General features: G+C 58.2%; 11 protein-coding genes. 4 read left to right on the forward strand and 7 right to left on the reverse strand.

Features of this window, described 5'->3' with window-relative positions; translation table 11 throughout:
* The first annotated feature begins 195 nt into the window (after window positions 1-195).
* The 3 genes from QZ298_RS01475 (at window position 196) to QZ298_RS01485 (ending at window position 3,502) form a co-directional block, all read left to right on the forward strand.
* Window positions 196-1,590 carry an arginine decarboxylase gene (locus QZ298_RS01475; protein WP_296004940.1) on the forward strand — a complete coding sequence of 465 codons (1,395 nt, stop codon included), beginning with the start codon at window positions 196-198 and terminating at the stop codon, window positions 1,588-1,590.
* Between the two features lie 25 nt (window positions 1,591-1,615).
* Window positions 1,616-2,218: a ribosome biogenesis GTP-binding protein YihA/YsxC gene (gene yihA / locus QZ298_RS01480; RefSeq protein ID WP_296004942.1), complete on the forward strand. Its 603-nt coding sequence runs from the start codon at window positions 1,616-1,618 to the stop codon at window positions 2,216-2,218.
* 342 nt (window positions 2,219-2,560) lie between these two features.
* A complete protein-coding gene (locus tag QZ298_RS01485; protein WP_296004944.1) occupies window positions 2,561-3,502 on the forward strand; it encodes a ribose-phosphate pyrophosphokinase in 942 nt (313 codons plus the stop codon).
* A 268-nt stretch (window positions 3,503-3,770) separates the two neighbouring features.
* On the opposite strand, the gene QZ298_RS01490 is transcribed toward QZ298_RS01485, so the two are convergent.
* Both QZ298_RS01490 and QZ298_RS01495 read right to left on the reverse strand, forming a co-directional pair.
* Window positions 3,771-4,586 (reverse strand): SDR family oxidoreductase, encoded by an 816-nt coding sequence (locus QZ298_RS01490; RefSeq protein WP_296005130.1) that lies wholly within the window; start codon window positions 4,584-4,586, stop codon window positions 3,771-3,773.
* A 67-nt stretch (window positions 4,587-4,653) separates the two neighbouring features.
* Window positions 4,654-5,448 (reverse strand): MBL fold metallo-hydrolase, encoded by a 795-nt coding sequence (locus QZ298_RS01495; RefSeq protein ID WP_296004945.1) that lies wholly within the window; start codon window positions 5,446-5,448, stop codon window positions 4,654-4,656.
* Here QZ298_RS01495 and QZ298_RS01500 point away from each other — a divergent pair.
* Window positions 5,438-5,656 (forward strand): hypothetical protein, encoded by a 219-nt coding sequence (locus QZ298_RS01500; RefSeq protein WP_296004947.1) that lies wholly within the window; start codon window positions 5,438-5,440, stop codon window positions 5,654-5,656. The genes QZ298_RS01495 and QZ298_RS01500 overlap by 11 nt on opposite strands.
* Before the next feature lie 48 nt (window positions 5,657-5,704).
* Here the strand turns inward: QZ298_RS01500 and QZ298_RS01505 are convergent, their stop codons facing one another.
* From QZ298_RS01505 to QZ298_RS01525, 5 genes are all read right to left on the reverse strand, one after another.
* Window positions 5,705-5,998, reverse strand: a complete 294-nt coding sequence (locus tag QZ298_RS01505) for a PG0541 family transporter-associated protein (protein ID WP_296004949.1) — start codon at window positions 5,996-5,998, stop codon at window positions 5,705-5,707.
* 75 nt (window positions 5,999-6,073) lie between these two features.
* Complete coding sequence (locus tag QZ298_RS01510) at window positions 6,074-9,217, reverse strand: efflux RND transporter permease subunit (protein ID WP_296004950.1); 3,144 nt, start codon at window positions 9,215-9,217, stop codon at window positions 6,074-6,076.
* A 12-nt stretch (window positions 9,218-9,229) separates the two neighbouring features.
* The gene (locus QZ298_RS01515; protein WP_296004952.1) at window positions 9,230-10,243 is read right to left on the reverse strand and encodes an efflux RND transporter periplasmic adaptor subunit; all 1,014 of its coding nucleotides are present in this window, start codon (window positions 10,241-10,243) and stop codon (window positions 9,230-9,232) included.
* 83 nt (window positions 10,244-10,326) lie between these two features.
* Window positions 10,327-11,634 carry a TolC family protein gene (locus QZ298_RS01520; protein WP_296004954.1) on the reverse strand — a complete coding sequence of 436 codons (1,308 nt, stop codon included), beginning with the start codon at window positions 11,632-11,634 and terminating at the stop codon, window positions 10,327-10,329.
* Window positions 11,635-11,640: 6 nt separating this feature from the next.
* Window positions 11,641-12,279, reverse strand: a complete 639-nt coding sequence (locus tag QZ298_RS01525; RefSeq protein WP_296004956.1) for a TetR/AcrR family transcriptional regulator — start codon at window positions 12,277-12,279, stop codon at window positions 11,641-11,643.
* Window positions 12,280-12,337: the final 58 nt, after the last annotated feature.

The raw sequence follows: 12,337 nt of genomic DNA on the forward strand, positions 1-12,337 counted from the left end.
TTCAAAATTACCTCTTTTCACAGAAAAAACCAAAATCCGGAGCGCTTTTTCGAAATAAACCCCGAAAGTGTTTGGCGGAAAGGAAAATATTCGCCTACTTTGCATCCCCGTTCGGAAGAAAATCCGCACGAGCTACTTTGCCCCGAAATTTGCAATGTAGCGAAGCCGGATTACCGACAAGCTACAAAACCGACCATGAAAGACAAGTATATCGACTTGATCGAACAATCGTTCGACTTCCCGCAGGACGAGTTCTCCGTTGAAGACAACGAACTCAACTTCCATGACATTCCGCTCATGGAACTCATCAAGCAATACGGCACTCCGCTGAAGATTACCTATCTGCCGAAGATCTCCCAGCAGATCAACCGGGCCAAGCGCATGTTCAATGTGGCGATGGCGAAAGTCGACTACAAAGGGTCGTACAACTACTGCTACTGCACCAAGTCGAGCCATTTCTCGTTCGTGCTGGAGGAGGCCATGAAGAACGACATTCATCTGGAGACCTCCTCGGCCTACGACATCCACATCATCAACGCGCTCTACGAAAGCGGCATCGTCGACAAAGACCGCTACATCATCTGCAACGGCTTCAAACGCCCGCAATACGTAGAGAACATCGCCCAGCTGGTCAATGACGGCTTCGGAAACACGATCCCCGTGATCGACAACAAAGAAGAGATCGACCTCTTCGAAGACGCCTTTACCAAAAAATGCAAGGTCGGCATCCGCATCGCATGCGAGGAAGAACCCAAGTTCGACTTCTACACCTCGCGCCTGGGCATCCGCTACAACGACATCGTGGACTTCTACAAAGCCAAGATCAAGAACAGCAAGAAGTTCCAGCTCAAGATGCTGCACTTCTTCATCAACACGGGCATCAAGGACACGGCCTACTACTGGAACGAGCTGTCGAAGTGCATGAACGTCTACTGCGAGCTGAAGGCCATCTGCCCCGAGCTGGACAGCCTCAACATCGGCGGCGGCTTCCCGATCAAGAATTCGCTCAACTTCGAATACGACTACGAATACCTGACCGAGGAGATCGTAGCCCAGATCAAGAACATCTGCCAGCGCAACGGTGTCGACGAACCCAACATATTTACCGAGTTCGGATCGTTTACCGTAGGCGAAAGCGGCGCGGCGCTCTACTCGATCGTCAACCAGAAACAGCAGAACGACCGCGAAAACTGGTACATGATCGACTCGTCGTTCATCACTACGCTGCCCGACACGTGGGGCATCAACCAGCGCTACATCATGCTGGCGGTAAACAACTGGGATAAGGAATACCAGCGCGTTTTCCTCGGCGGACTGACGTGCGACAGCGAAGACTTCTACAATTCGGAGTGCCACACCAACGCCATCTTCCTGCCCAAACTCGAAAAGGGCAACACGCAGTATATCGGTTTCTTCCACACGGGTGCCTACCAGGAATCGCTGGGCGGCTTCGGCGGCATCCAGCACTGCCTCATCCCGGCACCCAAGCACGTCATCATCGACCGCGACAAGTCGGACAACGAATACTACACGCGTCTGTTCGCCAAGGAACAATCCTACCGCTCGATGCTTCGCATTCTGGGATATTGATTCAACGACCTATTCCGACGCCGCCATGCAGATCGCCAAAGCCGAATTCAAGTGCAGCTCCGAACGCATTGCGCAAGTCCCGAAAGACGACCTGCGCGACATTGCGTTCATCGGCCGCAGCAACGTGGGCAAATCGTCGCTCATCAACATGCTGACGGGCCGCACGGGGCTGGCCAAAGTATCGGGCACGCCGGGCAAGACACGGCTGATCAACCACTTCCGCATCGACGACGCGTGGTATCTGGTCGACCTGCCGGGCTACGGCTACGCCCGCACGTCGAAGAGCCAGCGCGACGACTTCTCGAAACTCATCACGGACTACGTACTGCGCTGCGAGAAACTCCACTTCCTGTTCGTGCTGGTCGATGCGCGGCTCGAACCCCAGAAGATCGACCTGCGTTTCATCGAGATGCTGGGCCGCAACGGCGTGCCGTTCGGGATCATCTTTACCAAGGCCGACAAGCTCTCGCAGACCCAGGTGCGCCGCAGCGTCGACCGCTACCGCACCGTACTATCGGAACAATGGGAGGAATTTCCTCCGATGCTGGTCTCCTCGTCGGCCAAAGGGACAGGACGCGAAGAAATTCTGACGTTCATCGGGGAGTGTCTGGACAACCCGGCCCAATAAAATAGGGAGGAGGAAGCCCTCTTCCAAACTTCCTCCGAACACCCGCACCAACAACCCGGATACTCCGGCCCCGCCCCGGCGCGCACAACCCGGATATACTCCCAACATCCCCAGTACCTCTCCCCTTCCTCTCCCCTTCCTCTCCCCTTCCTCTCCCTTTCCTCTCCCCTTCCTCTCCCCTTTCTTCTTTTTTCCTCTTTCCTCCGATCCTTTTCTTTCCGATTTTCCCTACTCGGTTGTCCGGTCGTCGAAATCATCAGGGATATGAAATTTTTAGGTCGAAAGTACGTATAGTTATCTATGATTATGCTATCTTTGCACCATCAAAATCCATAACCTCCTATGGCAATCCACAAAATCAAGATTTTCGCAGGCCGCGGCTCGGAGTATTTAGCTGCGAAGATCGCCGCCAGCTTCGGGACGACACTCGGACAGTCGGAAGTGCTCCGCTTCAGCGACGGCGAATTCCAGCCCTGCTACAACGAATCGATCCGCGGCTGCACGGTCTTCATCATCCAGTCGACCTTTCCGCCCTCGGACAACTTGATGGAGTTGTTGATGATGGTCGACGCCGCACGCCGCGCCTCGGCCCATCAGGTCGTGGCCGTGATGCCCTACTTCGGATGGGCGCGCCAGGACCGCAAGGATCGCCCGCGCGTGCCGATCGGCGCCAAGTTGGTGGCCAACATGCTGCGGGCCGCGGGTGCCGACCGCATCATGACGATGGATCTGCATGCCGACCAGATACAGGGTTTCTTCGACGTGCCGGTGGATGCGCTCTATGCCAGCGGCATCTTCGTGCCCTACATCCGCAGTCTGAACATCGAAGACCTCTCGATCGCAGCCCCCGACATGGGTGGTGCCAAGCGTGCGAACACCTATGCCAAGCTCTTGGGCACGCCGATCATCATTTCGCACAAGGAGCGCGCCAAGGCCAACGTGGTGGGCAAGATGACCGCCATCGGCGAAGTCGAGGGACGCAACATCCTGATCGTGGACGATATGATCGACACGGCCGGCACGATCTGCATGGCCGCCGACATGCTCATGGCCCGCGGTGCGAAGAGCGTAAGAGCTGCCATTACCCACCCCGTGCTTTCCGGCCCGGCCTACGAACGAATCAACGACAGCGCCTTGCAGGAGGTAATCGTTACCGACACCATACCGCTCAACCCCGACAAAGACCTGCACAAATTCACGGTGCTGACCGTAGCAGACCTCTTTGCCGATGTGATCGAACGCGTACACAACTACAAGGAAATCTCATCGATATTCTTCAAATAGCATCCGGCAAGAACACCGAAAAAGCCCTTCCGCCTTTGTGCGGAAGGGCTTTTTTCGGAGGACAGAGGGCTTTTTTCGGAGGACAGAGGGCTTTTTCGGATAAGGGAGCAAGCAGCCGGCACCGGAACGCTCCCAACTCCCAGCAGCCGGCACCGGAACGCTCCCAACTCCCAGCACCCGGCTCCCCGTCTCTGAGTCAAGAACACAAGGGGTGGGTTTCCACAAAGTCTGCGGGCCGGCAGCAGCGCGCACCGGCCGGCGGCTCTCCCTACTTCAGCGGGCTGTCGGGTTCGCGGGCCATGACCAAGTAGAACATGCGGTCGAGGAACGCCGGGGCGAACTTCTTGACAAAATGCGTGGCGCGCCCCTCGGCCTCCATCAGACACAGCCGCTTGCGGCGCCGCACGTCGCGGGCAATAATCCGCGCCACCTGGGCGGAGGTCATCATCTTGGACTCGTTGCGCGGCGTCTCGCCCTGCTGCGAACCGTCGGCCGTGAGAGCCGAGAAACGCACGTTCGACGCCGTGAATCCCGGACAGGCGATCATGACATGCAACCCTTTCTTGAGGTTTTCGATGCGCAGCGTCTCCAAAAATCCGGTCATCGCATACTTCGACGCCGAATAGCCCGTACGACCGGGCAAACCATGCAGACCGGCCACCGACGACACGCCGACGACCGAACCTTTCGACGCCTGAAGATAGGGCAACGCATATTTGCAGCAGTTGACCGTACCCCAGAAGTTGACGTCCATCAAACGATGCAGCACTTCGAGGTCTACCTCGTCGAAAAGCGCCCGCATCGAAAGCCCGGCGTTGCAGATCAGCACGTCGATGCCGCCGAACTCGCGTACGGCCGTGTCGATCAGCCCGCGGCACTCCTCGGGCTTGGTCACGTCGACCCCGCAATAAGCCGCCTGCCCACCCTGGGCGCGGATTTCTCCAGCAAGAAGCTGCAACTTATCCACACTGCGGGCACCCATAACCACCCGCGCGCCGCGCGATGCGAACTCGCGCGCCAAAGCCTCGCCGATACCCGACGAAGCACCGGTCACAATGACCGTCTTATTCTTGAAATCTTCCATATCCATCTACTTTCATGTTGCTTTTCTTGTCCCGGCGCACCCAAGCCGTCGGCCTCCTCCGCCCGGTTCACAAAAAGTCTTCGTGCATTTCTATCTGCAAGCCGTCATAAGCCATGCGCACCCCCTCGGGCAGCGTCGGTTCAACCACGGCATGCAACCCGATTTCGTGGGACATATGCGTAAGGAAAGCCTTGCGCGGCCCTACCCTGCGAACGAGTGCCAGCGCCTCGTCGACGTTGAAATGGGAATCATGCAACGCAAATCGCAAAGCATTGACCACCAACACTTCGACACCGCGCAACTTCTCGACCTCGCCATCGGCGATCGTCTTGAAATCGGTCAGATAAGCCAACGGCCCGATGCGATAGCCCGTGACCGTGAAGCGGGGCGAATGATGACCGGCGACGGGGACGATCTTCACGCCCTTGACCTCGAACGGCTCCGCGGGGTCGATCTCATGCAATCCGATTACCGGCACACCGCGATACTTGTTCGCCGCAAAGGCGTAGTCGAAATCCTTGCGCACGACAGCCGCAGCGGCAGGTGCGGCGAAGATGTCGACTTCGTGCACGGCGGGCGGATAATCGACGAAATTGAACGCCCGCACATCGTCCAGCCCGCCCGTGTGGTCTTTATGCTCGTGCGTCAACAAGATGGCATCGACATGCCGCACGCCCGCACACAGCATCTGGCAACGGAAATCCGGCCCGGCGTCGATTATCAACCGTACACCGCGGGTCTCGACCATCGCCGACGTGCGCAGGCGGTTGTCGCGCGCATCCTGCGACGTGCAGACCTCGCATCGGCACCCGATTACCGGCACGCCCTGCGAAGTGCCCGTTCCCAAAAAAGTGAACTTCATTCTTGCAAAATTAAGAATTAAAAATGAAAAATTAAAAATTCGCCCCGCTGCTTTCCTGCCGAATCCGGCGCCCGGCCGAAACGGCGCCCCGAAGGCAAGCGGGACACCGCAAGCATACCCCGAAACACAAAAAACGCGCTGCCGAGGCAACGCGTTTCAAAAAAGGACGGAAAATTCGGAACTTGAAACTACCGAAAAAGAAGCCTGAACGAGAATTTCTACCGATTCTCCCGGTTTCGCCTGGCTCCTCCCGGCTTCAGAATCCGCCTTCGATATTCCAGTAGAACGCCCGGGAACCTTGCATCTTGGTCGCGGCATCCATAGCGCGGAACGCCTCCATCAAAGGCGCGACCTGCCCATCCTCGACGATGGCCAGCACCGACGCGTTCATCGAAGGCCAGGCATGCGTGCCGTAGTGAGGTTCGCCGTCGGCCGAACCGCGGCCTTCGGTCAAGGCCCAACGCGTAAAACCGCGGATGCCCTGCTCGTCGAGAATACGATTTACCCGATCGGTAAGGGCCTGATTATAGGACAAAAATACTGCTTTCATATCTTTTTTCTTGGTTCGTCCCGAAGCACGCGGCACGATCGGAAAACGGCAGCGGCTCCGGAACGAAGAATCAACTTACTTTAATTCGCGGGCCTGCTGCTCGGTAGCCAGCCGGGCCAGCTTCTCGCGCTCCTTGCGCTGGGCACGGTTGACCATAATCGAGTAGAGCACCGGCACGATGAAAAGCGTAAGGATCGTCGAAAAGGTCAGACCGCCGATGACAGCGATACCCATCGGCTGCCAAGTCTCCGAACCGGCACCCGTACCGATGGCCAGAGGCAGCATACCCAGAATCGTAGTAAACGACGTCATCAAGACGGGACGCAGACGGCTCTTGCCGCCAGCGATTACCGCGTCGAAGACGCCCGAGCCGCGCTCGATCAACAAGTTCATGTAATCGACCATGACGATACCGTTCTTGGTAACGATGCCCACCAGCATGATGGCACCGATCAAGGCGATGAGCGACAAAGGCGTAGAAGTCATCCACAAAGCCAGGAAGACGCCCGTGAAAGCGAACGGAATGGTAAACATGATGATGAAGGGGAACTTCAGCGACTCGAATTGCGTGGCCATGACGATGTAGACCAGGATGACGATCAGCGCGAAGAGCGTCAACAAGTCGCGGAAAGCATCGCCCTGATCCTCGACCGTACCGCCGATTTCGAGGTCGACGCCGTCGGGCAGCGGATAATCGGCGATCAACTCCTGGATTTCGGCCACCACGTCGCCCAACGCCACGCCGGCACCCAAGGTCGACTGCACGGTAATGACACGCTGGCGGTTCTCGCGCTGGATTTCGGGCGCGGCATACTCCTCCTGCACCTTGCCGACCTCCTTGAGCTTGACGGGCCGACCCTGCATGTTGTAGAGCGTGATGTTCTCGACATCCTCGACCCGCGTGCGGAACGGCTCGCCATAGCGGACGATGATGTCGTACTCGTCGCCGTCCTCACGATATTTCGAAGCCGTCAAACCATCGATGCGGTTGCGCACGGCCTGTGCCGCCGTAACACGGTTCATGCCGTAGTAGGACAAACGGTCGCGATCGAAGACGACATTGTATTCGGGGCGCAGGTCGTCGCGCGAAAGCTGCACGTCGCGCGTACCCTCCAGAGCGCCGAGCCGCTCCTTCAAGTCATTGGCGATGGCGTTCGTGACGTCCATATCGTAACCGAAGACCTTGATGTTGGCCGTGGCCGAACCGCTCATGCCGCCCGACATGCCGCCCGGAGTGACGGTATATTGACGCACCTCGGGAATGCCGTCCAATTCGGCACGCAGCAAGTCGGAAATCTCGTAGATCGTACGCTCGCGCAGGCCGACATCGGAAAGGCGCATGTTGTAGTTGATGATGTGCGAACCGGTGGTCTGCATCGCCGCAAAGGCGTTGTCCGAGGAGTTGGCGCCGGCCGAAGCCGAGACGATGACCACCTCGGGGAACTTCGCGTAGACGATGCTGTCGATCTGCCGCGCGACCCGGGCAGTATACTCCATCGAGAGGTTCTGCTCCAGCTTGACGATGGCCGAAATACGGCTGTTGTCCGAAGGCGGGAAAAACTCGGTAGGCACCTGCGCGACGAGTCCCAGTGAAGCGAGGAAGAGCGCCATCATGCTGCCGAAAGTGATGCGGCGGTGGTGCACCACCCAATCGAGCGCACGAGCATAGGCATTGTCGAGCCACTCCAGGGCGCGGTCGATGGGTTTGTAGATCACGCCGAGGCCCTTGTAGTCATGGACGCCGCCATCGAGCTTCAACAAATAGGCCGACATCATGGGCGTAAGCGAAATGGCCGCCGTGGTCGAGACGCAGACGACGATCGTCACGATCCAACCCAACTCGCGGAACAGAATACCGGCCATGCCCGGCACCATCGTAAGGGGCAGGAACACGGCGACGACGACCAATGTGGTAGCGATGACCGACAACCACACCTCGTTGGTGGCGTAGATGGCCGCCTCCTTGGGATTCGAGCCGCGCTCGATATGCGAAGTGATGTTTTCGAGCACCACGATAGCGTCGTCGACGACCATACCGATAGCGATCGAAAGCGAGGAGAGCGAGATGATGTTGAGCGTCGACCCTGTGGCGAACAGATAGATGAACGAACAGATCAACGACACGGGGATGGTCATGCAGATGATGAACGTGGCACGCCAGCGCCCGAGGAAGATCATGACGACGAGCACGACGAAGATGAAGGCATACATGACCGTCTCGGAGAGCGATCCGATAGCGTCGGTAATCTCCTGCGAAGCCTCGTAGATCAACTCCATCTTGACGTCCTTGGGCAGCGAACGCTGGATCTCGGGCAGGCGGCTCTGGATCTGGTGGACAATATCCACGGTGTTCGAACCCGACTGCTTCTGGAAGATCACGCGCACGCCGCGCTTGCCGTTGACGCGCTCGTCCATGGTGGCCTTTTCGAGCGTATCGCGGATTTCGGCCACGTCGGTAAGCATCACGGTGCGGCCGCCGAGGTTCGAAACCACGACCTTGCGCAACTCGTCGGAGAGCTTGAACTCGCCGTCGGCCTTGATGTTGTATGTATTATTGCCGATGTCGATCGTACCGCTGGGAATGTTGACGTTCTCGGCGGCGATGATCTGTCCGAGCTGCTCGACCGAAAGCCCATAGGCGTCGAGCTTCGTAGGATCGACGTTGATCTGTATCTCGCGCTCGGGAGCACCCACGACCGAGACGGCACCCACGCCGTCGACACGGTTGAGGACGTTGACCAGCTTGTCATCGAGAATCTTATTGAGCGCCGGATAGCTCTCCTCGGCCGTCACGGCGAGCATCATGACGGGGATCATCGACGTGGAGAACTTGAAGATCGTGGGATAGTCGACGTCGTCGGGCAGCATCGACTGCACGCGCGACACCACGTCGCGGATTTCGTTGGCCCCCTCGTTGAGGTCGGAACCGTATTCGAACTCGACGGTAATCATCGAGACGTTATCCTGCGACTTGGAAGTCAACTTCTTGAGGTTGTTCACGGTGTTGAGGTTGTCCTCCAGCACACGCGTGATGTTGGTTTCGATGTCGGCGGCGTTGGCACCGGGGTACATCGTGATGACCGAAATCTGAGGAATCTCGATTTCGGGATACTGGTCCACGGCCAGATTCATGAGCGAGAACAATCCGAAGACGATCACGCCCACGAACAGCAGAACCGTGGAAATCGGTTTGCGAACCGCACTTTCGTAGATTTTCATGAGTCAGCGGCTTTAATCCTGTTTAATGGTGACCTTGGCCCCGTCGAAGAGCTTCGAAAGCGCCGTGACGGCCACCTGTTCGCCCGGCTCGACGCCGGAAAGCACATCCACGCGGTCGCCGACCTGACGGCCCTGCTTCACGGCGCGGCGCTCGGCGACAGAATCGCCGACGATGACATAGAGGTAGCGCTCGGCTGTGCCCACCTGCTTCTGGATGGCGACGTCAGGCACCAGGGCGCCCTGCTTCTCGCCCAAGTCGAAGATCGTGCGGGCATACATACCGGGACGCAGCGTGCGGTCGGCATTGGGCACGCGCACCTCGACCTTGAACGTACGCGTAGCGGGATCGAGCGCAGGATAGATCAACGACACGGCGCCCGTGAAGGTCTTATCGGGGAAGATGTCGACCATCAACTCTACGGGCATGCCCAGACGCACGTTGGGGAAATATTGTTCCGAAATGTTGACCACGACCTTCAACGGATCGATCTGCATGACGTGCAGAATGGGCTGCGCGGCGAACAAATCGCCCGACTCGTAGTTTCGGGCCGTGACGACGCCCGAGATCGGAGAACGCACCTCGATATTCTTCTTCAGGTTGGCTACCACCTCGCGCTGCACGTCCAGCTGGGCCTTGGCCTGCTCGATCTGCTGAGCCGAGATGCCGCCGGCCTTATAGACGGGCAGCAAGCGGTTGTAATCGTCCTCGACGGTCTTGAGCTGCACGCGGGCCTGGGTATACTGCGTAGGGTCGAGCGTCACGAGCAGCTGACCGGCCTGCACCTTGTCGCCCACGTCGACCAAGATGCGGTCGATGTGTACGCCGGCCGCAGCGGGCGTGATGTCGTTCTCCTTGTAAGGCTCGATTTCGGAAGTGAACTCCTCGGTCAGACGCACGGCGGCCGTCTCGACCGCAGCGCTTTTGGTCAACACCCGCGGATCGGCCGCGACGTCGGTCGTGGTCGTCCGGCTGACGCAGGCGGTCGAAGCCACCGCCGCAAACAACATGATCGCTGATTTTTTCATCTTATGATAATTTACAATTATTCGTAAACACACGGACGCGAGGCCGGAACGTCGGAACGCCCCTGCGGCCCCGGCTCGCTTATTTATTTTTCCCGCCCGACGATCCGGTCGTACTCGGCCTTGGCCGAAAGGTAATCGTAGATAGCCTGCGAATAGTTGAGCTGGGCCTGCGTCTGCGCCAGCTGGGCGCTGTTGAGTTCGAGGATCGTCCCGGCTCCGGCACGATAACGCGTATCGGAGATGGAATAGGCCTTGCGGGCTTGCGCGACGGTGCGCTCCTGGGCGAACATCGTCTCGCGCGCGGTAAGCAGGTCGTTGAGCGCCGAACGCATCTGCACGTCGACCTGCTGCCGGGCATAGGTACGCTGCAAGGCGATCTGGGCGATCTGATTCTTGATCTCGCGCGACTTGTTCATCTTAGTCAGGCCGGCGAAGATCGGCACGGAGAGCTGCACGCCCACCGTGATGGGGTTCGTCCAAAAAAACTTCGGCCCGTCATCGGCACCCATACCCATGAACGGCTCCATGTCGTTGCCCGTATAGGTCGCCGAACCGAAAGCCCCGAGGCTCGGCCACCGCGACGCATTGGCGACCTTGAGCTGACGCCGCAACAACTCCTCCTGCAATTCGAGCGTCCGCAGGTCGGAGTTCTGCGACACGTCGTCGGTCAGCCCGTCGGTGCCCGCGAGCACCTCGTCGCGCATGCCGTCCAACTGCCCCTCGACCTCGATCTCGATCTGCTCGGGAATCGACAGATACATCTTGAGCAGGAGCTTGGCCAGACGGATCGATGTTTCGGTCTGGAGAATCGTAGGCCGCAGGTTGCTCAACTGCACCTGCGCGGTCAACAGATCGTACTCGGAAGCCAGCCCGTGGCTGTACTGCAACTCGGTGTCGTCGACCGTACGCTGGACGGTGGCCTCCGACTCGCGAAGCACTTCGAGCGACTGCTCGGCCAACAAAATGTTGTAGAACGCTTTCTTGACCTCGGCGACCAACGCGATGCGCGACCCGCGCGCCGCCTCGACGGCCGCAGCCATCTGCGTGTCGTTCAACTTCATGGTGCGGTAAACCTGCGGTGCGAAAAGGGGCAGCGACAGATCGCCCTGCACGGCGAACGTGTTGTCGGCGCCGAACGAAATGCCGCCCCGCATCTCCGACTTGACGATCGAACGCTGGTAACTGCCCGCAGCCGAGAGCTGCGGCAAGAGGTTGCCCCACGTCTGGCGCTTCACGTAATCGAAGCGCTGCACCTCCAGTTCAGCCACCTTGACGGTGGGATTCTCGCTCAAAGCCAAGTCGATCGCGTCGGCCAACGACAACTTCATCTGTGCCGAAGCGCCGAAAGAACCCATGACGGCCAGGCAGAGCGTCAGAACTACTTTTTTCATACTTATCTATTCAATGATTCGTTTTTCCTGTTTGTCGAACCGCCAGCGCTTCAAGAACCCGTCGATGATCTCCCCCCCCCGGGCGGTAGAGATGCCCCGGAAAAAGATGCTGACGATCTGCATGAAAGCGCCGCGCTCGCTAATTCCCTCAAACGGAATCAACTCCCTGCGTGTCGTAATGGCCGTAGCCGTATAATAAAAAACCAGAATGGAGAGTTCGATATTGATGCTGTCGATGAAGAATCCCTCGGCGATCCCCTGCTCCAACATGCGGCGCAACTCCAACTTGTTCTGCTCGTAACTTTCGCGCATCAATTTCTGGTAGACCTCGGGATAGAACTTGCGGAGGTTCTCCAATATCCGATAAGTCGTCTCGGAATGCTCCATGACGTTGCCCAACACCAGAAACAAACGCTCCAACACATTGTCCGCATCGCTGCCCAACTCGGTCCATTGCTTCCGATGCTGTTCGAAATAACAAGACATGGCCAGATAGAGCAAGCCCTCCTTGTCGCCGAACAACTCGTAGAGCGTACGTTTCGACACGCCCAACTGCTGCGCGATGTCGTCCATACGCACCGACTTGATGCCCTGAGCGACGAACATGTGCATAGTTTGCTCGACGATCCGATCCTTCTGTGTCATGATTCGGGTAAAAGGTAAAATAGAACTATTTATCGTATATGCAGGCACAAATATACGC

This window comes from uncultured Alistipes sp. (genome assembly GCF_910580175.1).
Taxonomy (GTDB): domain Bacteria; phylum Bacteroidota; class Bacteroidia; order Bacteroidales; family Rikenellaceae; genus Alistipes.